Below are 20,984 nucleotides of genomic sequence, written 5' to 3'. Positions count from 1 at the left end.
CCAGTGGAGTCCGTGCGCCCGTGCCTCGCGAAGGAGTACCCGGTGGACCTTCAACTGACCGGCAAGGTGGCCGTGGTGACCGGGGCCAGCCGGGGGATCGGGCTGGCCGTCACCCGGGCGCTGGTCGCCGAGGGGGCGAGCGTGCTGGCGGCCGCCCGAGGTGTCACGGACGAGCTCGCCGAGCTGGCCGGATCGGCGCCGGTGCACCCCGTCGCGGTGGACCTCACCGAGCCGGACGGTCCGGCCCGGCTGATCGCCGAGGCCGTCGCCCGGTTCGGCGGCCTGGACGTGCTGGTGAACAACGTCGGCGCGGTGCGACCCCGGACGGGCGGCTTCGGCTCCGTCACCGACGAGGACTGGATCTGGGCGCTCACGGTCAACTTCCTGGCCGCGGTCCGCACCACCCGGGCCGCGCTGCCGCACCTGGTCGCGGGCGGCGCGGGCTCGATCGTGACGGTCAGCTCGGTCAACGCCTTCCTCCCGGACCCGGGCGTCATCGACTACAGCGCGGCCAAGGCGGCGCTGACCAACTTCTGCAAGTCGCTCTCCAAGGAGGTCGGCCCGCAGGGCGTCCGGGTCAACACGGTGAGCCCCGGGCCGGTCGAGACGGCGCTGTGGCTGTCCGAGGACGGGGTCGCGGCGACGGTGGCCAGGGCCGGCGGTGCCCGGCCGCAGGACGTGGTCCGCGGTGCGGCCGCCCAGTCCGTGACCGGCCGCTTCACCCGTCCCGAGGAGGTGGCCGACCTGGTGGTCCTGCTGGCGGGCGGGCGCGCGGGCAACGTCACCGGGGCCGACTTCGTGATCGACGGCGGCCTGATCACCACGACCTGATCACCGCGGCTCGGACGCCACGACATGGTCACCGCCGGCCGGTCAGGTGGCGTCGCGCGGCCGGCCGGCCCCGGAGCCCCAGCGACAGTGCCGCAGCCGGGACGGCGGCCGGCGCGGCGGGCAGAGCCGGACGCGCCCCGAGCGGCCGAGGCGCCGCCGCCGAAGCTGCTGCGCCGTCACCGGGCCCGGACGGCCGACCCCGAACGCGCAGCGGGCGTACCCGGACGGCTCACCCCTCACGGCCGGCCCCGGCCGTCGCCTCCGGCAGCTGCCGCAGCTCCACCACCCGCAGACCCACGGACTGGAAGCGCAGCAGCAGCCCGTACAGGTGGGCCTCGTCGGTGACCGCCCCCAGGAACAGGCTCTGCTCGGGGACGGGTGCGTGGGCCAGCTCGGGGAAGGCCTCGGCCAGGGCCGGGGAGACCAGGCCGGCGACGCGGAACTCGTAGCGCATACGATCCTCATCCCTTCCGGCCGCCACCGGTGCGGTGCCCCGCCGTCCTCGGCACCATCCTCCGCCCGGGCCACCCCGGTGTCCTCGCCCGGAACGGGCGAGGCGCCCGCCCGGTGGCGTTCACAGCAGCCCCAGCTCGCGGGCCCGCCGGACGGCCTCGCTGCGGCGGTTGACGCCGAGCTTGCGGAAGACGCTCTTGAGGTGCGTCTTCACGGTGTTGACCGACACGTACAGCTCGGCCGCGATCTCCTCGGTGGACAGCAACTGCGCGGCCTGGCCGAGCACCTCCCGCTCCCGCCCGCTCAGCGGTTCGACCGGCACGGTCAGCCGCCCGCCCAGCACCGCGTACGGCCGCGCCGTCCGTCCGAGCAGCCGGGCCGGCAGCCAGCCGTGCGCCTGCGCCAGCTGCGGACTGCTGCGCAGCGCGCCGGGCAGCCAGGGTCCGGCCTCGGTGAACGGCCGCCGCAGCGCCTCGGGCCGGGCCAGTGTGAGCGCCCGGCCCAGCAGGCGCCGAGCCGAGCCGGTGTCCCCGCGCCGCTCGGCGAGCTGAGCCCGCAGCAGGCAGAGCTCCACCCGGCCGACCGCGCCCGCCGGCCAGCTGTCCTCGCCGACCCCGTCGCCCTCGCCGGTCCCGCCACCCGGCGTGGCGCCGTCCGGCCGGGCGCCGTCGCGTTCCGCCGGCAGGCCGGCCAGCACCGCCGCCGCCTCCGGGTCGTTCCCCGCCGCCAGCAGCGCCCGCGCCCGGGCGAGCGCGGACTCCGGGCGGGCCGGGTCGGCGCCCGCCAGGGCGGCCAGCGCCGCTTCCGGGTCGGGCCCGGCCAGGTGGACGGCGGACTCGGCGATCGCCAGCTCCCCGGCGGCCCAGGGCGACAGCCCCGGCCCCGCCTCCCGCAGCCGCGACCCGGCCGCCCGGAGGACGGCCAGCGCCGCCGCCGGCTCCCCGGCGGCGGCCGCCGACCGGGCGCCGACCACGGCCGCCACCACCGCGCTGGCGGGCTCGATGGCGCCGGTGCTCAGGGCATGGGCGAGGTGGTCGCGGGCGGCCGCGGGCTCGTCCTGCTCGCTCGCGATCCCGGCCAGTACGAGACGGCCCAGCGCGGCCGGGCGCGTCGCGGGTTCGGCGAGCGCCAGGGCGTCCTGCGCGTGCGTCCGGGCCGCGCCCAGCCGCCCGAGCAGCAGCTCGGCCAGCGCCAGCGACCCCAGGCAGTCGCCCGGCGGGTACTCCGCCCCCGGCGGAGCGCGGAGCGCCAGCGCGGCCGCCAGGTGCGCCCGCGCCGATGCCGGCCGGCCGGCACCGAGCTCGGCCGCGCCGTGCCCGGCCAGCACCGCCGCCGGGATCTCCGGGTGCCGGGCCAGCAGCGGCGGTGCCACCCGGGGCATCAGCCGGTCGGCGCTCGCCGCCGCCCGTCCGGTCGCCGCCGGGTCGCCGGCCAGCCGTGCGCCCAGCACGCCCAGGTAGGCGGCGCCGAGCCGGGCCGCCGGGTCGCCGGCCCGGTCGAGCCGGGCGTCCGCCCGGCGCAGCGCGGCGGCGAGGCCCGCCGGGTCGCGGTCGGCCAGCCGGACGGCCGCCTCGACCAGCGCCGGCGCCGCGCCGGGGGTCCCGGGCGGCAGGCCGGCGAACAACTGGTCCAGCCGGTCCGGCGCCGCACCGGCGGCGAGCCGGCCCAGTGCCAGCTCGCCCACCACCAGCTCCGCGCCGAGCCGCCAGGCACCGGCGGCCGCCGCCTGCGCCACGGCCTCGGCGAGCAGCCCCTGCCCGGCCAGCCAGCGGGCCGCCCGCCGGCGCAGCCGGGGCTCCAACCCCGGGTACCGGTGCCGCAGATGGGCCCGCAGCACCTCGGCGAACAGCGGGTGCAGCCGGTACCAGGCGGAGCCGTCCACCGGTTCCAGGAAGGCGTTCGCCCGGGCCAGCCGGGCCAGCGTCCACTCGCCGTCGCGCCGTCCGGTCAGGGCGTCCGCCAGGCCGGGGTGGATCCGGGCCGTGACGCCGGCGCGCAGCAGCAGGTCCTGGGTGGCCGGCGGCTGCGCCTCCAGCACCTCGGTGAGCAGGTAGTCGGCGACGGTGGTCCGGTCGGCGGCGAACTCGCGCACGAACGCCTCCGGGTCGCCGGCCCGCTGCATGGCCAGCGCGCACAGCCGCAGCCCCGCCGCCCACCCCTCGGTGCGGCCGACCAGCATCCGCAGGCCCCCCTCGGACACCGTCAGCCCGTGGTCGCGCAGCAGGGTGTCCGCGTCCTCGGCCGAGAACCGCAGGTCGGCGTTGCGGATCTCGGTGATCTCGCCGGCGGCCCGGTAGCGGTGCAGCGGCAGCAGCGGCTCGCTGCGGCCGAGCATCACCAGCCGCAGCCCCGGCGCGCCGCAGCGCAGGACGAAGGCGAGCCCGTCGGCGACCTCGCGCGAGGGCACGGCGTCGGACTGGTCCAGCACCAGCACCACCGGTTCGGGTGCCTGGGCCAGGCTTTCGGCGAGGCGCGCCAGCAGCCGCCGGTCCACCCCGCCGGCGCCCGGCGCCCGGTCCGGGCCGCCCGACCCGCCCGGCCCGTCCGGCAGCCGCACCCCCCGGCGGCCCAGCGCCGTCAGGACGTACGCCCAGAAGGTGTCCGGGGTGTCCCCGGGTTCGAGGGTCAGCCAGACGGCGGTGCCCGGGGCCCGGCCCGCGGTGGGGTCGAGCCAGTGCGCTGCGAGCAGGGTCTTGCCGGCGCCGGCCGGCCCGTTGACGAAGGTGAGCGGCCCCCGCACGCCGGCCGTCAGCCGCGCCAGCAGCGCCGGGCGGTGCACCAGCGTCCGCGGCACCGCCGGGACGGCGAACCGGGCGGCGAGGACGGGGTCGCCGGCCGGTGCCGGGTCACCGCCGGGCGGCACGGCGGGGGAGTCGGGGCGGGCGGGGTCGGGGCGGGCGGGGTCGAACATGGGCTCACCCCGGTTCGCGGGAGGGCGGTCGGCGACACCTCCACTGAACCGCCGCCCGGCCCCGGCCGCCAGTCGCGGTCACCCGCGGCGGGTGAGGCGCACCCGGCCTGCGGCGCCCACGCTCGGCCCTGTACGGGCGGAGGCCGGCGGTCGGCCCCGCACGGGCGGAGGTCCGATGGAAGCTCTCGCGGCGGCTCGGCCGCCCTGGCCCGCGGCCGCTCGGCGCCCGGTGACGGGGTGAGGGGGCGTGCCCGCGTGACCCACGCGCTGCCGGCCCGCCGGCGGCGGCTGCGGGCCGGGCTGGCCCAACTGCTGGGCGCGCTGGTCGGGTTCGGCCTGGGGCTGGTGGTGCCCAGGGCGACCGCCGGCCCCCAGGTCCCGGCCCGGCAGACCGCCGAGTTGCTGCTCGGGCTCGGGCTCGGCGTGCTGGGTGCCGTCACGGTGGTCTTCTCGCTGCTGTTCCTGGTCCTGCAGTGGGCGGCGACCACCTTCACCCCGCGCCTGACGCTCTTCCGGGACGCCCCGATCGTCTGGCGCACCTTCGCCTTCTCGGTCGGCCTGGCGGTCTTCGGGGTCACCGCCGCGCTGGCGATCGGCGACCGGACCGAGGTCTCGGTGGTGGTGCCGATCGTCACGCTGATCCTGCTGCTGGCCATGCTGGTGCTGCTGCGCGCGCTCCAGCTGAGGGCGTTCGCCGCCATCCAGCTGGCGCCCGTGCTCGACTCGGTCGCGGTCCGCGGCCGGGCCGTCCTGGACACCCTGTACGCGGGCCCGCCGCCGCCGGCCCCGCCGCCGCTGCCGCCGCTGCGCTCGACGGTGCGCTGGCCTCGGCCGCCGGCCGTGCTCCAGCAGATCGACGTGGACCGGCTGGTGGCGTCCGCCCGGGCGGCCGACGCGGTCCTCGTCCTGCGGGCCGCGCCCGGCACCACCCTGCAGCGCGGTACCCCGGTCGTCGACGTGCACGGCCCCGCCGCGCCGGGCCCCGTCGCGCAAGGCCCCGCCGTGCCCGACTCCGCGGTGCTCGAAGGGCTGCGCACCGGCATCGAGCGGAGCTTCGACCAGGATCCGCTGTTCGCCTTCCGGCTGCTGGCCGACATCGCCCTGCGGGCGCTGTCCCCGGCGGTCAACGACCCGGCCACCGCGGTGCAGGCGCTGGACGACCTGGAGGACCTGCTCGGCCGGACGGTCGCCCGGCCGGCCCGGATGCTGCGGTTCACGGACGGCGCCGGGGTGGTGCGGCTGCTGGTCCGGCTGCCGACCGGGGAGGAGTACCTGCGCACCGGCCTGGACGAGGTCGTGGTGGCCGCCGCGCGGTCGCCGATGGTGCTCGGCCGGATCCGTACGCTGCTGCACCACCTGGCCGCGGCGGCCGGCCCGGAGGCGGGCGGCCCGCTGGCGTCCAGGCTCGACCGGGTGGAGGCGGAACTGGCCCGCCGCTTCCCCGCCCTCGGCCCCGACGGCGCGCTCGACCCCGACGATCCCCCGTCACCCGCCGCGGGTGACGCGGCCGGGTGAGCGCGGACGCATCCTGGAGGCAGAGCGGCTGTGCGGCCGAGCGGTCGCGGGCGCCCGGGAGGCACAACATGATCGCTACGTCACTGGCCGGCGACTACCCCCTGCTCGACCTCTTCTGGACCATGGCGGAGATCTTCCTCTGGATCCTGTGGATCTTCCTGCTGGTCCGGGTCATCGACGACATCTTCCGCGACGACTCGCTCGGCGGTGGCGCCAAGGCGGCCTGGGCGATCGTGGTCGTCCTGCTGCCGTTCCTCGGCATCTTCATCTACCTGATCGTCCGGGGGAGGGGCATGGGCGAGCGCAGCGCGAAGGTGGCGCAGAAGCGCGAGGAGCAGTTCCGCTCGTACGTCCGGGACGCTGCCGACGACGGCGGCGCGAGCCATGCCGACCAGCTGGCCAAGCTGGCCGAGTTGCGCGGGCGCGGCGACCTCACCGAGCAGGAGTACCAGCAGGCCAAGGCCAAAGTGCTGGCCTGAGAAGGGAGTTGTGCGATGGACCTGGGTCCGGTGGAGTATGTCGTGATCGCCTTCCCCGGCAACCGCTTCAACGGCGAGATCGCCCCCGAACTGCAACGGCTGGTCGGGAACGGCACGGTCCGGATCCTGGACCTGACCTTCATCAAGAAGGACGCCGACGGCGCGGTCAGCTATCTGGAGCTGGAGGCGCTGGAGCCGGACGAGGCGCTGGTCTTCCGTGACATCGACGGCGAGATCGAGGGCCTGTTCAGCGAGCAGGACCTCGCCCAGATCGCCGAGGAACTGGTGCCCGACTCCTCGGCCGCCCTGCTCATCTGGGAGAACAGCTGGGCCGCCACCATCGCCGGAGCCGTCCGGCGGGCCGGTGGGGTGCTGCTGGAGCACGAGCGCATCCCCGCCCCCGTGGTCGAGCAGGCACTGGAGGCCGCCGGCTGAGCCGGCGGCCCGAACCAGGAAGGGACAACCCGATGTTGGGACGCTCCGTACGCCGGGCCGGTCGCCCGGGCGTGCTCGGCATGGCCGCCCGTACCGCGGTGGTCGCCGGTACCGCGACCGCCGTCTCCGGCCGGGTCTCCCGGCGCCAGGACGAGCGCGCCACGGCGCAGCAGGAGGCACAGGCGCCCCCGCCGGCCGCACCCCCGCCCGCCACGCCCCCGGCTCCGGCCGGCGGGCTCACCGACGAGGACATCAGCAGCCTGGAGCGGCTGGGCAAGCTGCACCAGCAGGGCGTGCTCTCGGACCAGGAGTTGGCCGCCGCGAAGGCCCGCATCCTGGGCGGCTGAGCGGGCGCGGGCCCGCCGCGCTCACAGCCGGACGCCGCCGCGCGGGCGCACCGGGGCGGTGAGCGACGGATCCACCAGCACCGGCTCCTCGGCCCGGGCACGCGCCAGTACCCCCGGATCGAGCCGGGCCACCGCCAGCGCGGTGTCCGCCTCGCCCGCCTCCACCAGCAGCGTCCCGTCGGGGTTCCAGACCGCGCTGCCACCGCAGCCGTGGTACGGGCCGCTCGGGCCGTTGTGGTTGGCCAGCAGCGCGTACGCGGTGTTGTCCAGGGCCCGGGCCGGAAAGACCGTCGCCCGCTGGCGGGCCCCGCTGCCCCGGCCGAGCATCGCCCCGACCAGGTAGGCGTGGCAGCCGTCCAGCGCGGCGGCCCGCGCGTGCTCGGGGTAGCCCGCGTCCCAGCAGATGCCGAGCCCGAGCCGCCAGCCGTCCAGCTCGACGGTGCAGCCCCGGGTGCCCGGTGCGAAACCGGCGGCCCGCTCGCTCGGCGTGACGTGCTGCTTGTCGTACCGCGCCGCGAACCGCCCGTCCCGCCCGAGCACCAGCGCCGAGATGTGCAGCGCCCCCGACCCGGCGTCCCGCACCGGCGCCCCGGCCACCACGGCGGTCCCCGTCTCCGCGCAGGCGGCGGCCAGCGGATCCAGCCGGGAGTCCGCGGCACCCACCGTGCACCCCCGCGGATCGGCCGCGATCCCCGCCAGCTCGTACCCGGTCAGGAAGAGCTCCGGCAGCACCACCACCCCGGCCCCCCGAGCGGCCGCCTCCCGCACCAACCCGGCCGCGACCCCCACATTGGCGACCACATCCAGCCCGACACACCCCGCCTGCCCGGCCGCCACGACCAACGGCCCGGCCGGCAGCACCTCAAGATCACCCATGACCCCCCAACCTACCCGACCGCACCGGTCCTGGCAGCGGCCGGGCGATGGCCCGGGCCGGCAGGCGAGGGACCGTGTCGGAGGCGGCGCCCTGTCGAGCCGCCGCTGCTTGTGCCAGGATTTGACAAAGCGTCAGTTCAGCTCAGCCGCCGATCGGTGGCCCCAGCGCGGGGGTACCTGCCATGACCGTCACTTCCCTCTGGGGCACCCTGGAGGCGCGGCTCCTGCCCGTCTTCGCCGAGTACCGCAGCCGGATCGCCGAGCTGCCGGTCGAGGTCAAGCCCGACCGCACCCTGCTCACCGAGGCCGATGTCGCCGTGCAGAAGCTCATCATCGACGCACTGCGCGAGTTGGAGGGCGACGCGGTGATCATTGCCGAGGAGGACGAACGCGCCGGTGTTCGGGCCGAGGTGGCCGCCTCCTCGGGCCGGGTGTGGGTGGTCGACCCGATCGACGGTACGGCCGAGTTCGTGCGGGCCGAGCGGACCGAATTCTGCTCGGTGGTCTGCCTCCTGGAGGACTGGGCGCCGGTGGCGGCCTTCGTGCTGGCCCCCGAGCTGGGCGCCGGCCGCACGCCGCTGGTGGTCACGGCCGATGTTCGGCGCGGACAGGTCGAGCTGAACGGGAAGCCCGCCGGAGCCGCCTCCACCCGGTGGATCTCTGCGACCCGAAGCGCCGGCGATCCGCCACGCCCCTTCGACGCCGCGGCCGAGCGTGAGGGCTACCGGCTGAAGCTCCGCACCACCTCCCAGACCCTGGACATGGTGCGCACCGTGGTCGACCTGGCGGATCGGACCGACCCCCCGGCCCCCGGCTTCGACCTGTTCTGGCGGCGCGATCAGAAAGTCTGGGACGGCCTGGCGGGGCTCTGCCTCGGTGCGGCCGCCGGCCTGCACAGCTCTGACGAGTCCGGTGAGCCGCTCCCTCTCGGGCCGGAGCTGCTGAGCCGGGCCGAGCCCGTCTTCGAGTCGACGGTGATGGGCCGCCGGGAGACCGTCGAATGGTTCCTGGAGGTGACGCGCGGATGAGTCGGCGGAGCACCGCCGTCCTGGTGGACGTCACCTCGCTGATCAGCGCCGAGGATTTCCTCCTCGCCCAGAACCGCGGCGGGCAGCCGCAGGATCCCTTCGCCAGGCAATGCTTCGTGGAGATCGTGCAATCGCTGATCTTCATGTCAAGGGTCTGTGTCCCGCATCCGCTCCTGCACAGCCCCCGCCCCGAGGACTTCGGCGAGCGCCCGCTGCTGCTGCGAGCACTGATACGGGCGGGGCTCCTGAATCCGCTGTTCCTGACTGTGCCCCAGCAGCGAACGGCGGAGCAGCTGGAGAGCGCGGCGCTCCGGGACCTCGAGAGCGTGCACGGGATCACGAGCATGGCGCGCTTCGTCGAGCAGGCGTTCGTCATCGACGAGGCGAACCGGGGAGGACAGGCCCCGCTGGCGCGGCGGCTGCGCGACTGGAGCGCCTTCCAGGAGCAGCAGGTCAGGGCGGCGGCAGGCCATCACGGTGATCGGATACCCACCCAGGACGGCGTCGAGCAGGATGCGTTCGGTGAGTGGGCGCGCGCCGCCGCCGTGATGCTCGCCGGGCCCTTGCGCGAGATCGCGGCTCCCGGCCAGGGCAAGTACCTGATGGCGACCCTCGCCCGCGCGATGAAGTACCGCGCCAGGGCGGAGGCCGGCGTGATCTCCTACCAGTCCCACCCGCTGCGCCGCGACTTCTCCCTCACCTTCGACCTCACCCGCGACGGTGCCGCGGACAGTACGGTGCTCGACATCATCCAGGCCGTCCGCGGCATCCACGATTCGCTCACGCAGGCGGCCGGGGCGGAGGAGTCGCACCGGCTGCGCCTGCTCCAGCTGGAACTTCCTTTGCTGGGCGGCCGGTTGTGGGTTCCGGAGGAGACCGGGCGGATGTCCGACGTGGACTGGGTGGAGCTGGTGGCCGACCGGATCCGGGAGTACCGCACCAGGGCCGCGGCCTTGCGGCATGCCGTTGAGCGCTGCGTCACGGACGAGGACCAGCTGCGCCTCGCCCGCGACATCGAGGGGGTCAAGCGTCAGCTGCTCGAACGGCTGGGGCTGCGGAGGGTGGAGATGTCCCCGGTGGAGCGCGAGTTGGTGGACAGCGTTGCGTCGGTCGCCGAGATGGCGACCGGTGTGCCGGTGGTCAGCGGGCTCTGGTTCGGGGCGAGGGCCTTGGGCAAGCAGTTCGGCTTCTCCGGCGCCCAGCCGTTCCAGCGGTTCCTCTACCGCGAGTTCGTGCACGCCTGGAAGCGCGCCGGGCGCTGACTGTCTGGGTCGGTAGCCGGTCCGCGGCCCTGGGGCGTATCTCGGCCAATCTGGTGGTGGGCCGGTGGATCGGTGGGGCCGGAGCGGGTGCGGGAGTGAGGGGTGGGGCGGGAGTGAAATCCGGACAGGCGTGCGGGAGGGCGGGTGTGACGATCTGTCAGGAGGTGAAGGGTCGGTGCTATAACTGCGACGATCATGTGACCGCATGATCAGTCACCACGGTCGCCACCACACCGACCGTGCCTCCTGGGGGGACCCATGTCCGTCATGAGCCCACTGCGCCGGATCGGCCGCCTCGCCTCGCGCGTGACCATCGCGCTCGCGGCCGCCGCCGCCCTGCTGTTCGCCTCCCTCGCCGCCGTGCCGGCCGCCCCGGCGCAGGCCGCCGGCCTCGACGGCACCTGGGCGTGCAGCGTCCCGGCCGGCTACACCTACGACCAGGTCCAGCAGACCCGCCAGTGCAGCGGCGGTGCGAGCTGGACGTCCACCGTGTTCCACCTGCGGACGCCCGCCGAGGGCGTGCTGTCCTGCACCCCGGTCGACGGGTTCGTCTACGACTACGTCTCGTTCGGCAGCGCCTGCGCCCAGGTCGGCCCGCAGGCCACCAGCTACCGGCTGCGCACCCCCGTCGACGGCCTGACGGCCTGCACGGTGAAGCCCGGCTGGACGTACGACCTGATCAGCTACACCACCGCCTGCAGCACCTCCCCGGGGGTGCCGGCGACCACCTACCGGATCAAGCAGCCGGTCAACGGCCTGTGGGCCTGCTGGGCGCCGGCCGGCTGGTCGTACACGGCCACCACCAGCACCTACGACTGCAGCTACACCAGCGGCGTGCCGTCCACCAAGTACCGCCTGGCGGGCTGACCGCGCCTCACCCCGCCGCCGCCCCCGCGCCGAGACCCGGTGCGGGGGCGGTGCGGCGCCGCACCTCGGCGGAGCGCCGCCAGATCCGCTCCCGCACGCTCTGCGGCAGGTCCCGGCCGCTGTCCGCGGCCAGCACCTCCCGCCGGGCCACCACCGCGCTGGACACCATCGCCCGGTACCGCCGGAAGGTCTGCACCTCGCCGGGCGCGAAGCACCCCTCGCCGAGGTACGTGTAGTCCATCTCGTCCGGGCCGCGCTCGCCCAGCCGGGCGGTGTCCACCGCCCACTCCCGCAGCTGCCACGGCGCCGCGGACACCGTCACCAGCCCGCCCCGGCGGGTCACCAGGCTCCGGAAGTCGCCGCCCCGCCGCTGCTCCTGCCGCACCCGCCGCCCCCAGCCCTCGGCCTCCGCGAGCGCCCGGTCCAGCCCGGTGGTGCGCCAGCGCACCGTCCCGTCCGGCGCCGGGCCCAGCGGCAGCGCCCGCCGCAGCGCCCGGGCGGCGCCCTCGCCCAGCGGCGTCAGGTCGCGGGGCACCAGCACCACCGGGTCGCTCGGCTCGCCCTCGAACGGGGTCGGGTCGAGGAACGGCCGGTCGATCACCACCAGCGTGCCGGGGTGGCGCTCGTACGACAGCCCCCACAGCAGCCGCGCCAGCAGCTGCGCGCCGGGCGGGTCGGACAGGATGTGCCAGGTCCGGTGGAAGTGGTTGGTGGCGAACCGCGCCGCCGTCCCGGGCCGCAGCCCGAGCACGGTGTACGGGCGGCCGTCCAGCCGCAGCACCCGGCGGTGCAGTTTCAGGCCGTCCGCGGCCGCGCGCGCGTGGCCGGGCCGTTGGTGAGCGCCGCTGATGGTGGTGCACCTCCCGGATGCGGGCCCGGCGCCCGTGCGCCGCGGTCCCGGTAGGCATGGTGACGGACCGGGCGGCGGCGGTCACCCGGTTTTCCGCTCGCCCGTCCGGGCGCCTGCGGTGGCCGCCCCGGACCGCCCGCCGGATGCTGGAGCAGGGATCCGCCCTGCCCCCGTCCAGGCGCCGTGGCCGACCGTCGGGGGCAGCGGACACGGGTGAAGGCGGTGCGCTGCGCATGTCACAGCCGCAGGAGCGGGCCAAGGACAGCCGGCTGGCCGGGTACGCGGCGGGCCTGGTGGTCGGCTACCTCAGGGTGGTCGCCGCGCTGATCCTGCTCGCCGTGGTGCTGGCGCCGCTGCGGGCCCAGTTCAACCGGGTCAACACCGGGGACCTCTACCCGCCGTTCCCGCTCACCACCGGCTTCACCTCGCTGGCGCTGGCCACCTTCCTGGCCGTGATGCTCGGCCGGGGCAAGCGCGCCGCCTGGTGGTTCGCCGTCATCCTGTTCGTCCCGTTCTCGGTGCTGTTCGTGGCCGCGCTCGGCGAGGCGGCCTTCCGCTCGCACGTCGTGAACTGGTTCTCCACCGCCATCACCTGCCTGGTCACGGTGGCGCTGTTCCTCGGCCGGTCCCGCTTCCGGGGCCGCGGCGCCCGCGGCAACGCCCGGCTGGCGGCGGCCACCGCGGTGTTCGGGCTGATCCTGGTGGTGGCCGGCGGCGCCGTCCTGGTCGAGGCCACCGACCGCGACCCGAGCGGGGGTTGGGGCGGCGAGCTGGGGTACTCGCTGGCCCGGGTGCTGACGCTGTCCGGCGACGTGGACGTGGCCGGCGTCGACGTGCCGCGCTGGGTGGACGTGGTCGTCAACATCGCCGGCGTCCTGCTCTTCCTGCTGGTCCTGTACGTGCTGTTCCGCTCCCCGAAGAACCGCGAGTGGCTGACGGCCGAGGACGAGGCCCGGATGCGGGCCCTGCTGGACCGCTGGGGCGAACGCGACTCGCTGGCCTACTTCGCCCTGCGCCGGGACAAGTCGGTGGCCTGGTCACCCTCCGGCAAGGCGGCGATCGCCTTCCGGGTGGTGGGCGGGGTCTCGCTGGCCTCCGGCGACCCGATCGGCGACCCGGAGGCCTGGCCGGGCGCCATCGAACCGTGGCTGGCGCAGGCCCGCGCCAACGCCTGGGTGCCCGCCGTCATCGGTGCCGGCCAGGAGGCCGGCACGGTCTACGCCCGACACGGCCTGGACGCCCTGGAGCTCGGTGACGAGGCGATCGTCGAGGTGGACGAGTTCAGCCTCGACGGGCGCGCGATGCGCGGGCTCCGACAGGCGTACAACCGGGTCCAGCGCGCCGGGTACACCACCCGGATCCGCCGCCACGCCCGGATCCCGGAGGCGGAGATGGACGCCCTGGTCCGGCTGGCCGACCACTGGCGCGGGGGGCAGACCGAGCGGGGCTTCTCGATGGCGCTCGGCCGGCTCGGCGACGCGGAGGACGGGCAGTGCCTGATGGTCGAGTGCACGGACGCCGACGGCACCCTGCGCGCCCTGCTCAGCTTCGCCCCGTGGGGGAGCGACGGGGTCTCGCTCGACCTGATGCGCCGTGACCGCGAGGCGGACAACGGGCTGCTGGAGTTCATGGTGCTCGACCTGGTCGGCGCGGCCGAGGAGCACGGCATCGTCCGTATCTCGCTGAACTTCGCGATGTTCCGCGCCGTCTTCGAGCGCGGCTCCCGGCTGGGCGCCGGCCCGGTGCTGCGGCTGTGGAAGGCGGTGCTGTCCTTCTTCTCCCGCTGGTGGCAGATCGAGTCGCTGTACCGGGCCAACGCCAAGTACCGGCCGATCTGGGAGCCGCGCTACCTCTGCTTCCGCAAGGGCAGCGAGCTGCCGCGGATCGCGATGGCCTCCGCCCGCGCGGAGGGCTTCCTGGAGACCCCGAGCCTGCCCGCCATGTTCAGCCGCCGTCACCGGCCCGCCGCGCCGCCACCGGCCACCCCACCGGCTCCACCTGACCCACCGGCTCCACCCGACCCACCGACCTCGATCGACCCACCGACCCCGCCCGACCCACCCACCCCGCCCGGCACCGATGGCTGACCACCCGGCCGGCCGGGCCCGCCTCGCGGAGGTGACCGTGCAGATCGACACCGGCAGCACCCCGCTGCGCAACGGGATCGGCTGGATGGTCGGGGCGTTCATCCTGACCTTCCTGCTCACCCGCGTCATCACCAGGATGATCAGGGCCGGGAAGGGGCCCTTCCGGGACGTCTCGGTCGGCGGCCTGCACATCCATCACCAGGTCTACGGGATCTTCCTGATGCTGATCGCCGGCGCCGCCGAGTTCGCCTACCAGCCCGGCACCGTCTGGCGGGCGGTGCTGGCGGCGATGTTCGGCGCGGGTGCGGCGCTCACCCTCGACGAGTTCGCGCTCTGGTTCCACCTGGACGACGTCTACTGGGCGGCGGAGGGCCGCAAGTCGGTGGACGCGGTGCTGATCGCCGCCGTCATCGGGATCCTGGTGCTGCTCGGCGCCAACCCGTTCGACACCGGCGACAGCGGTGACGGCGGGGGCGGCGCGCCGGTGATCGCCGTGGCGCTGCTGATCAACCTCGCCTTCTCGGTGCTCTCCCTGCTCAAGGGGAAGATCGCCACCGGGCTGTTCGGCGTCCTGGTGCCGCTGATCGCGGTCGTCGCCGCGATCCGGATCGCCAAGCCCGACTCGCCCTGGGCCCGCTGGCGCTACCCGGACGGATCGGCCAAGCGCGCCAAGGCGCTGCGCCGCTTCCCGCCCGACCGGCGGACCGTCTGGGACCGGGTCAAGGACTTCCTCGGCGGCACCCCGACCGGCTGAGGCGCACCGACCCGGCACCCCGACCGGCTGAGGCGCACCGCACCGCGCCCCGCCCGGGCACGCCGGAGCGCCGCGGGCCGGGCCCGCGGCGCTCGTCGTCCGGGTGGTCAGGAGGCCAGCAGCCTGGCCTTCTGCGCCTCGAACTCGGCGTCGGTGAGCACGCCTTGGCTCTTCAGCTCGCCCAGCTCCTTGAGCTGGGAGATCTTGCTGCTCATGTCGTCGGCCGGCGCGGCCTGCGGCGGCGGGGCCTGGTAGGCGGGCTGGGCCGGTGCCTGCTGGGTGTCCTGCTGGGCCCAGCGGCCGGCCTGCCGGCGGGAGACCCGGTTGGAGACCGCGGTGGCGGTCCCGGCGACGACGGCGGTGCGGGCGACACCGCGCAGTAGTCCTGGCATGGTGGTGCTCCTCTTCTCGGACGAACCGGTCGAACCGGTCGAACCGGCCGACCGGCCGAACTTCTCAGGCCCCGGCCTCGGCGGCGTCCAGCGAGGCCAGGATCGCCTGGACCGGGATGCGGCCGTTGGCCACCAGCCGGGCCCCGCCGCGGCGCAGGGCGGCGGCGAAGGGCCCGGCCCACACGTTCTCGTAGACCAGGATCCCGGCCGCGCTGCCCGGTTCGAGCACCGTGCTGACCTCGTCGATGTCGTCCTGGCCGAGCAGGCCGGAGGAGACGCCCTCGAACACGGCGAGGTCGAGCCGGCCGTCGCCGGTCAGGTCGGCCAGCTCGACGCCGACGATCGACCCGTCCGCCTCCTTCTTGACGAACACCAGGTCCAGGATCCGGATGATGCCCCGATCGACCAGGTCGACCAGCAGGGGCAGTCCTTCGCCGGTCATCCGGCTGCCGGGGAACTCGACCACCAGGTAGTCGATCGGTCCCGGCTCGTTGGGCTCTTCACACACGTCGACTCCTCGGCCGATCGGACGGGTGCGGCGGAGGGCCGCCACCTCGGTCGTTGCACGCCACCCAGCCATTGCAACAGCGCGGGGATCAGCACGCATCTCGGTGCGCCCTCAGCCCCGCCGGCCGCCCTCGAAGCACTCGAGCGCGGCCTCGGCCCGGTCGAGACAGGCGGTGGTGCCGGCGGCCGCGTCGACGGTCAGCCCGGGCTCGTCCGGCCCCAGCGGTTCCAGTACGTCGAACTGGGAGTCCAGCAGCGCGGCCGGCATGAAGTGCCCGGTGCGGTGGGCGACCCGGCGCCGCGCGGACTCCCGGTCCAGCGACAGGTGGAGGAACCAGACGCCCGGCCCCGCCGCGCGCAGCCGGTCCCGGTACGAGCGCTTGAGCGCGGAGCAGGAGAGCACGGCGCCCTGCCCGGTGCGGGTGGCGTCGCGGATCCGGTCGGCCAGCATCCGCAGCCACGGCTCGCGGTCCGCGTCGTCGAGCGGGTGCCCGGCGGTCATCCTGGCGATGTTCGCGGCCGGGTGGAGGGTGTCGCCCTCCACGAAGGGCACGCCCCGGCGCTCGGCCAGCAGCCGGCCGGTGGTGCTCTTGCCCGACCCGGAGACACCCATCACCACGACGACCGTCGGCGCCGGTACGGCAGTCTCCACGGCGGTTCTCCCTGCTCCGGCACGGTGTCGGTCACCCCTGTCGGACATGCTGCGCGCCGGCGCCCGCCGCCGCGCGGTCGCGTCGCCGCGGGGCCGGCCGGACTTACCCGGATGGCCCCGGCGAGCCGTGCCCGCCGAGCGGGGGGATCGCTGCTGTGATCCCTCCATGAGCTCTTCAGCCGCCGGGCCGGCCCGGCCAACGGTCAGGATCCTGCTCCCGTACCCGCCCGCGCAGATCGGCCGCCTGCCGGAGCTGGCGGCCACCGTGTGGGACGGCCGGGGCGAGCCGCCGCCCGCGCCGCTGCTGGCCGCGGTGGAATTCTTCGTCCTCCCCTACCTGCACGCGGCGGCGGCGCTGCCGCTGCTGGACCGGATGCCACGGCTGCGGGTGGTGCAGAGCCTGTCGGCGGGGGTCGAGAACGTCGTCCCGTTCCTGCCGCCCGGGGTGACGCTGTGCAACGCCCGGGGAGTGCACGACACCAGCACCGCCGAGCTCGCCGTCACGCTGGTGCTGGCGGCGCTGCGCGGGATCCCGGACTTCGTCCGCGCCCAGGACGCCGGGGTCTGGCGGCCCGGGCCCGCCGCCTCGCTCGCGGACCGCACCGTCCTGGTGGTCGGCCACGGCTCGATCGGCGCGGCTGTCGAGGAGCGGCTGGTGCCCTTCGAGTGCGAGGTGCTGCGGGTGGCCCGGACCGCCCGGACCGCCCCGCGCGGGCCGGTGCACCCGCTCGCCGAGCTGCCGGGCCTGCTGCCCCGGGCGGACGTGGTGGTGCTGACCCTGCCGCTCACCGAGACCACCCGCGGCCTGGTCGACGCCCGGTTCCTGGCGGCGATGAAGGACGGCGCCCTGCTGGTCAACGTGGCCCGCGGCGCCGTGGTCGACACCGACGCCCTGCTGGCGCAACTGCGCAGCGGTCGGCTGGCCGCGGCCCTGGACGTCACCGACCCGGAGCCGCTGCCGGCCGGGCACCCGCTCTGGCACGCGCCCAACACGCTGATCAGCCCGCACACGGGCGGCAACAGCTCCGCCTTCCTGCCGCGCGCCCACCGCCTGATCCGCACCCAGCTGAACCGCTTCCTCGCGGGCGAGCGCCTGGAGAACGTGGTGGTCGCCCCCGGCGCCTGATCCGGCGCCCCCGCTCCTGATCCGGCGCCCCCCGGCTCCTGATCCGCCGGGTGGGCGGTTGCTCCGTCCGGGGGGCATGGCTGCTCCGGCCGGGCGAGCGGCGCGAGCCGACGCCCCGGGCCGGGCGGCCCCAGGGGAAGGTAGTGCCGGAGTCGAGGTGCGGCGCAGGACGGCTGGAGCCGCGGGCGGGCCGGCGACCGTCCGGCCTCGCGGTGGGCCGGCCGGCCGGATGAGCACCAGGGAGGCGACATCATGACGGAAAGTCAGATCCTGGTGGGCATCGGGCTGATCGTGGTCCTCGCGGTCGGCTCCCAACTGCTGGCGAGCCTGCTGCGGATCCCGGCCATCCTGGTCCTGCTGCCGGTCGGGTTCACCGCGGGCGCCCTGACCGACGAGGTCAACCCCGAGCAACTGCTCGGCGACGCCTTCTCCCCGCTGGTGTCGCTCGCGGTGGCGGTGATCCTCTACGACGCGGGCCTCGGCCTCGACCTGCACCGGCTCAGGGGCCACACCCGGCGGGTGGTGGTCCGGCTGCTCTGGCTCGGCGCCCTGGTCACCTGGGGGTCGGCCGCGCTGCTCGCCGTCCCGGTGATCGGGATGTCGCTGCCGGCCGCCGTGATGCTGGGCGCGATCCTGGTGGTGAGCGGCCCGACCGTGGTCGGCCCGCTGCTCGCGTACGTCCGGCCGACCGAGCGGTTGCAGCGGATCCTGGTCTGGGAGGGCTCCCTGATCGACCCGCTCGGCGGCATCCTGGGCGCGCTGGTCTTCCACGGCGTCCTCGCCAGCGACGAGGACGGGCTGGCCCGCCAGCTCGGCAAGTTCTTCGCCAGCGCGGCGGTCGGCCTGGTGGCCGGGGCGGCCGGGGCGGCGCTGCTCTGGCTGGTCCTGCGGCACCTGGCGCTCGGCGAAGTCCTCGGCACCACGGTGCAGTTGGCCGCGGTGGTCGGCGTGGCAGCCGGTTGCGACGCGTTCCGGGACGACACCGGGCTGATCTCCGCCGTGGTGATGGGGATCGCCCTGGCCAACCGGCCGGACCTCGACATCCCGGTCCGGCGCCCGTTCCTGGAGACCCTGGTCTCGCTCACCATCGGCCTGCTCTTCGTCTCCATTTCGGCCACCGTGACCCCGGAGTCGCTGCGGCACGTGGTGCTGCCCACCCTCGGCCTGGTCGTCCTGCTGATCCTGGTGGTCCGGCCGCTGGTGGCGCTGCTCGCCACCGCCGGTACGGACGTGGCGCGCGGTGAGCGCTGGTTCATCGGCTGGATGGCACCGCGCGGCATCGTCGCCGCCGCCACCGCCTCCACCTTCTCCGCCTCCCTGGTCCAGGCCGGGGTCGGCGGCGCCCAGAAGATCCTCCCCGCCACCTTCGTGGTGATCGTGGCCACCGTCATGGTCTACGGCCTCACCGCGCTCCCGGTGGCCCGCCGGCTGGGCGCCCTGCGTTCCGCGCGCTCCCGGCCGCTGCTGGTCGGCGGTGCCCCCTGGGTGGTCGACCTCGGCCGGGCGCTGCGTTCGGCCGGGCTGGACGTGCTGATGTGGGCCGGAGGGGACCGCCAGCGCCGCAGCATCCGCGAGGCCGGGCTGGACCTGGCCCCCGGCGAGCTGCTCGCGGCCGCCACCGGCGCCGGCGCCGAGCTGGAGGGGATCACCGGCGTGCTGCTGCTCACCGACGAGGACGACTTCAACGCGCTCGCCTCGATGACGCTCAAGGAGAGCGTGGACGGCCCGGTCCACCGCCTGGGCCCGCCGGCCGGCAGCCAGGGCGTGGTCGCCCCGTACGCGGGGGACGGTGCGCTGTTCGGCACCGGGCTGGACCGCCCGGAGCTGAAACACCGCTACGCGCACGGGGCGCGGATCGTCACCCACCGGGTCGACGGCCGGCTCCCGGCCGGGCACGAGCTGCTCTTCGTGGTCCGCCCGGACGGGAAGCTGGCGGCGGTCACCCGGACGGACACCCCGGTGCCGCGCCCCGGCGACACCGCCGTGCTGCTGAGCCCTCCGGCCGGGCCGGAGCTCAGCCCAGACGCTCCGTGAGGTGGTCGCCGACCCGAAGGGCGTTGGCGATCGCGGTGAGCGACGGGTTCACCGCGCCGATGCTCGGGAAGAAGCTGGTGTCCACCACGTAGAGGTTGTCCAGGTCGTGGGCCTTGCAGTTGACGTCCAGCGCGGAGGTCCGCGGGTCGGTGCCGAACCGGACGGTGCCGGCCTGGTGGGCGGTGGCCCCGATCGGCATGCCCTTGTGCAGGTAGAGGCTGTGCGGCAGCAGGTGGTGCGGGTGCATGCCGAGCTTGCCGAGCATGCCCCGCAGCTTGTGCTGCAGGCGCTTGAGGCCCTCGATGTTGTTCTTCTCGTCCAGGGCGAGGTGGATGTCGCCGATACCGTCCAGGGTGACGCGGTTGTCCGGCTCGGGGAGGTCCTCGCCGCACAGCCAGAAGTCCACCGCGTGGTGGGCGAGCACCTCGAACGGCATGTCGGGTGAGGCCATCCCGGCCCAGCGCGGCGCCTCACCCTTGATCTGGTCGGAGTCCGACTTGCCGAGCATCTGGATGCCGCCGAGCGGGAACTCCCAGTCGTCCGCGCCCAGGTACCAGTCGTTCACCGCCAGGGTCTTCTGGAACTGGGTGTCGTTCGGCTCCTTGGAGACCGCCATCAGGGCCAGGTTGTTGTGCCGCATGTAGTGCCGGCCGACCGTGTCGGAGCTGTTTCCTAGGCCGCCCGGGTGCCGGTCGTTGGCCGAACGCAGCAGCAGGGCAGCCGAGTTGACGGCGCCGCAGGCGACCACCACGAGGTCGCCGCCGAAGCGGGCCGTGCTGCCGTCCGCCAGCTCCGCGACCACGGCCGTGACGGTGCGGCCGGTGGCGTCGGTCTCCAGCGTCCGGACGTTGGCCTCGGTGACCATCGTGACGTTGTCGTGCTCCAGCGCCGGTTCGACGCAGATCACCTGGGCGTCGGCCTTGCCCCGGACCAGGCAGGGGAAGCCGTCGACCCGGTTGCAGCGGATGCACACGCTGTCGTGGGTCGCGCGCCCGTCGGCGTCCTGGGTGAGGTTGACGCCGATGGGGAGGTGGAAGGGGTGCAGGCCGTGTTTCTCGAGGTCGTCGCTGAGCTGTTGGATGCGCGGTTCGTGCTGGACGGGCGGGTACCTGTACTGGGCGCTGACCGGTCCTTCGCCCGGGTCCTCGCCGTGCTGCCCGTGCACGAGGTAGAGGTGCTCGGCCTGGGTGTAGTACGGCTCGAGGTCCTCGTAGCGGATCGGCCAGGCGGGCGAGACGCCGCCGTGGTGGCGGATCTCGCCGAAGTCCTCGGGGCGCAGCCGGAACAGCGCGGCGCCGTAGAACTTGGTGTTGCCGCCGACGTAGTAGTTGACCTCGGGTGGGAACTGCTCGCCGTGTTTGTCGTACCAGAACTCGGGGGCGCGGTACTTGCCCTTGACGAAGACGGCGGTCGACTCCCAGTTGTCGCGCTCGCGGGGGAGGTAGCCGCCGCGCTCCAGGATCAGGATCCGCTTGCCGGTGGGGGCGAGGCGGTGCGCCAGGGTGCCGCCGCCGGCTCCGGTGCCGATGATGATGACGTCGTAGTGCTGGTCCTCGGCCATGGGTGCACCGTCCTCGG

The 20,984-nt window shown here is 75.2% G+C and carries 20 protein-coding genes; 12 read left to right on the top strand and 8 right to left on the bottom strand.

Translation table 11 applies throughout. The features are described 5' to 3' along the window. Nucleotides 1-42: 42 nt before the first annotated feature. A complete protein-coding gene (locus AB0K43_RS25425; RefSeq protein WP_363643558.1) occupies nt 43-831 on the top strand; it encodes an oxidoreductase in 789 nt (262 codons plus the stop codon). A gap of 229 nt (nt 832-1,060) precedes the next feature. Here the strand turns inward: AB0K43_RS25425 and AB0K43_RS25420 are convergent, their stop codons facing one another. Further along, on the bottom strand, nt 1,061-1,285 hold the full coding sequence (locus AB0K43_RS25420; RefSeq protein ID WP_363643556.1) for a hypothetical protein: 225 nt from the start codon (nt 1,283-1,285) through the stop codon (nt 1,061-1,063). Between the two features lie 120 nt (nt 1,286-1,405). After that, nucleotides 1,406-4,195, bottom strand: a complete 2,790-nt coding sequence (locus AB0K43_RS25415; protein ID WP_363643554.1) for a LuxR C-terminal-related transcriptional regulator — start codon at nt 4,193-4,195, stop codon at nt 1,406-1,408. 255 nt (nt 4,196-4,450) lie between these two features. Between AB0K43_RS25415 and AB0K43_RS25410 the strand changes: the two genes are divergently transcribed. The 4 genes from AB0K43_RS25410 to AB0K43_RS25395 all read left to right on the top strand — a co-directional run bounded on the left by AB0K43_RS25410 (nt 4,451) and on the right by AB0K43_RS25395 (nt 6,971). Further along, nucleotides 4,451-5,710, top strand: coding sequence for a DUF2254 family protein (locus AB0K43_RS25410; protein WP_363643552.1), 1,260 nt, complete (start codon nt 4,451-4,453; stop codon nt 5,708-5,710). 68 nt (nt 5,711-5,778) lie between these two features. Next, nucleotides 5,779-6,189 carry an SHOCT domain-containing protein gene (locus tag AB0K43_RS25405; RefSeq protein WP_363643550.1) on the top strand — a complete coding sequence of 137 codons (411 nt, stop codon included), beginning with the start codon at nt 5,779-5,781 and terminating at the stop codon, nt 6,187-6,189. 15 nt (nt 6,190-6,204) lie between these two features. Beyond that, nucleotides 6,205-6,624, top strand: a complete 420-nt coding sequence (locus AB0K43_RS25400; protein WP_363643548.1) for a DUF6325 family protein — start codon at nt 6,205-6,207, stop codon at nt 6,622-6,624. Between the two features lie 32 nt (nt 6,625-6,656). Continuing rightward, nucleotides 6,657-6,971, top strand: coding sequence for an SHOCT domain-containing protein (locus AB0K43_RS25395; RefSeq protein ID WP_363643546.1), 315 nt, complete (start codon nt 6,657-6,659; stop codon nt 6,969-6,971). Nucleotides 6,972-6,992: 21 nt separating this feature from the next. On the opposite strand, the gene AB0K43_RS25390 is transcribed toward AB0K43_RS25395, so the two are convergent. Next, entirely contained in the window at nt 6,993-7,847 is an 855-nt protein-coding gene (locus AB0K43_RS25390) for a carbon-nitrogen hydrolase family protein (protein WP_363643544.1), read from the bottom strand. A 182-nt stretch (nt 7,848-8,029) separates the two neighbouring features. On the opposite strand from AB0K43_RS25390, the gene AB0K43_RS25385 reads away from it, so the two are divergent. The 3 genes from AB0K43_RS25385 to AB0K43_RS25375 all read left to right on the top strand — a co-directional run bounded on the left by AB0K43_RS25385 (nt 8,030) and on the right by AB0K43_RS25375 (nt 11,004). Further along, nucleotides 8,030-8,875, top strand: a complete 846-nt coding sequence (locus AB0K43_RS25385) for an inositol monophosphatase family protein (RefSeq protein ID WP_363643542.1) — start codon at nt 8,030-8,032, stop codon at nt 8,873-8,875. Further along, the gene (locus AB0K43_RS25380; protein ID WP_363643540.1) at nt 8,872-10,137 is read left to right on the top strand and encodes a hypothetical protein; all 1,266 of its coding nucleotides are present in this window, start codon (nt 8,872-8,874) and stop codon (nt 10,135-10,137) included. Before AB0K43_RS25385 ends, AB0K43_RS25380 begins: the two co-directional genes overlap by 4 nt. Nucleotides 10,138-10,404: 267 nt before the next feature. After that, nucleotides 10,405-11,004 carry a hypothetical protein gene (locus tag AB0K43_RS25375; RefSeq protein ID WP_363643538.1) on the top strand — a complete coding sequence of 200 codons (600 nt, stop codon included), beginning with the start codon at nt 10,405-10,407 and terminating at the stop codon, nt 11,002-11,004. Nucleotides 11,005-11,011: 7 nt separating this feature from the next. On the opposite strand, the gene AB0K43_RS25370 is transcribed toward AB0K43_RS25375, so the two are convergent. Continuing rightward, nucleotides 11,012-11,785, bottom strand: coding sequence for a hypothetical protein (locus AB0K43_RS25370; RefSeq protein ID WP_363643536.1), 774 nt, complete (start codon nt 11,783-11,785; stop codon nt 11,012-11,014). 302 nt (nt 11,786-12,087) lie between these two features. On the opposite strand from AB0K43_RS25370, the gene AB0K43_RS25365 reads away from it, so the two are divergent. Continuing rightward, a complete protein-coding gene (locus AB0K43_RS25365) occupies nt 12,088-13,941 on the top strand; it encodes a phosphatidylglycerol lysyltransferase domain-containing protein (protein ID WP_363643534.1) in 1,854 nt (617 codons plus the stop codon). Further along, nucleotides 13,934-14,695, top strand: a complete 762-nt coding sequence (locus AB0K43_RS25360; protein WP_363643532.1) for a hypothetical protein — start codon at nt 13,934-13,936, stop codon at nt 14,693-14,695. The genes AB0K43_RS25365 and AB0K43_RS25360 overlap by 8 nt, the downstream gene beginning before the upstream one ends. Nucleotides 14,696-14,802: 107 nt before the next feature. Here the strand turns inward: AB0K43_RS25360 and AB0K43_RS25355 are convergent, their stop codons facing one another. The 3 genes from AB0K43_RS25355 to AB0K43_RS25345 all read right to left on the bottom strand — a co-directional run bounded on the left by AB0K43_RS25355 (nt 14,803) and on the right by AB0K43_RS25345 (nt 16,207). Next, nucleotides 14,803-15,087, bottom strand: coding sequence for an SHOCT domain-containing protein (locus AB0K43_RS25355; RefSeq protein ID WP_363643530.1), 285 nt, complete (start codon nt 15,085-15,087; stop codon nt 14,803-14,805). A gap of 64 nt (nt 15,088-15,151) precedes the next feature. Then, on the bottom strand, nt 15,152-15,595 hold the full coding sequence (locus AB0K43_RS25350) for a DUF6325 family protein (RefSeq protein WP_363643528.1): 444 nt from the start codon (nt 15,593-15,595) through the stop codon (nt 15,152-15,154). Between the two features lie 111 nt (nt 15,596-15,706). Further along, nucleotides 15,707-16,207, bottom strand: a complete 501-nt coding sequence (locus tag AB0K43_RS25345) for a gluconokinase (RefSeq protein WP_363643608.1) — start codon at nt 16,205-16,207, stop codon at nt 15,707-15,709. A 205-nt stretch (nt 16,208-16,412) separates the two neighbouring features. On the opposite strand from AB0K43_RS25345, the gene AB0K43_RS25340 reads away from it, so the two are divergent. After that, nucleotides 16,413-17,372, top strand: a complete 960-nt coding sequence (locus AB0K43_RS25340) for a 2-hydroxyacid dehydrogenase (protein WP_363643526.1) — start codon at nt 16,413-16,415, stop codon at nt 17,370-17,372. A gap of 252 nt (nt 17,373-17,624) precedes the next feature. Next, nucleotides 17,625-19,406, top strand: coding sequence for a cation:proton antiporter (locus AB0K43_RS25335; protein WP_363643524.1), 1,782 nt, complete (start codon nt 17,625-17,627; stop codon nt 19,404-19,406). On the opposite strand, the gene AB0K43_RS25330 is transcribed toward AB0K43_RS25335, so the two are convergent. After that, a complete protein-coding gene (locus AB0K43_RS25330; RefSeq protein WP_363643522.1) occupies nt 19,387-20,967 on the bottom strand; it encodes a GMC family oxidoreductase in 1,581 nt (526 codons plus the stop codon). The two genes, AB0K43_RS25335 and AB0K43_RS25330, sit on opposite strands and share 20 nt — an antisense overlap. Nucleotides 20,968-20,984: the final 17 nt, after the last annotated feature.

It is taken from the genome of Kitasatospora sp. NPDC049258, from assembly GCF_040678895.1.
Lineage (GTDB): Bacteria > Actinomycetota > Actinomycetes > Streptomycetales > Streptomycetaceae > Kitasatospora.
The sequence above is the reverse complement of the archived record's forward strand: the minus strand, read 5'-3'. Positions and strand labels throughout refer to the sequence as shown.

Excerpts from the sequence above, each read along its gene's own strand:
- AB0K43_RS25420 (WP_363643556.1), bottom strand. The coding sequence starts at position 1,285 with ATGCGCTACGAGTTCCGCGTCGCCGGCCTGGTCTCCCCGGCCCTGGCC.
- AB0K43_RS25415 (WP_363643554.1), bottom strand. The coding sequence starts at position 4,195 with ATGTTCGACCCCGCCCGCCCCGACCCCGCCCGCCCCGACTCCCCCGCC.
- AB0K43_RS25405 (WP_363643550.1), top strand. The coding sequence starts at position 5,779 with ATGATCGCTACGTCACTGGCCGGCGACTACCCCCTGCTCGACCTCTTC.
- AB0K43_RS25400 (WP_363643548.1), top strand. The coding sequence starts at position 6,205 with ATGGACCTGGGTCCGGTGGAGTATGTCGTGATCGCCTTCCCCGGCAAC.
- AB0K43_RS25395 (WP_363643546.1), top strand. The coding sequence starts at position 6,657 with ATGTTGGGACGCTCCGTACGCCGGGCCGGTCGCCCGGGCGTGCTCGGC.
- AB0K43_RS25390 (WP_363643544.1), bottom strand. The coding sequence starts at position 7,847 with ATGGGTGATCTTGAGGTGCTGCCGGCCGGGCCGTTGGTCGTGGCGGCC.
- AB0K43_RS25385 (WP_363643542.1), top strand. The coding sequence starts at position 8,030 with ATGACCGTCACTTCCCTCTGGGGCACCCTGGAGGCGCGGCTCCTGCCC.
- AB0K43_RS25380 (WP_363643540.1), top strand. The coding sequence starts at position 8,872 with ATGAGTCGGCGGAGCACCGCCGTCCTGGTGGACGTCACCTCGCTGATC.
- AB0K43_RS25375 (WP_363643538.1), top strand. The coding sequence starts at position 10,405 with ATGAGCCCACTGCGCCGGATCGGCCGCCTCGCCTCGCGCGTGACCATC.
- AB0K43_RS25365 (WP_363643534.1), top strand. The coding sequence starts at position 12,088 with ATGTCACAGCCGCAGGAGCGGGCCAAGGACAGCCGGCTGGCCGGGTAC.
- AB0K43_RS25360 (WP_363643532.1), top strand. The coding sequence starts at position 13,934 with ATGGCTGACCACCCGGCCGGCCGGGCCCGCCTCGCGGAGGTGACCGTG.
- AB0K43_RS25355 (WP_363643530.1), bottom strand. The coding sequence starts at position 15,087 with ATGCCAGGACTACTGCGCGGTGTCGCCCGCACCGCCGTCGTCGCCGGG.
- AB0K43_RS25345 (WP_363643608.1), bottom strand. The coding sequence starts at position 16,207 with ATGGGTGTCTCCGGGTCGGGCAAGAGCACCACCGGCCGGCTGCTGGCC.
- AB0K43_RS25340 (WP_363643526.1), top strand. The coding sequence starts at position 16,413 with ATGAGCTCTTCAGCCGCCGGGCCGGCCCGGCCAACGGTCAGGATCCTG.
- AB0K43_RS25335 (WP_363643524.1), top strand. The coding sequence starts at position 17,625 with ATGACGGAAAGTCAGATCCTGGTGGGCATCGGGCTGATCGTGGTCCTC.
- AB0K43_RS25330 (WP_363643522.1), bottom strand. The coding sequence starts at position 20,967 with ATGGCCGAGGACCAGCACTACGACGTCATCATCATCGGCACCGGAGCC.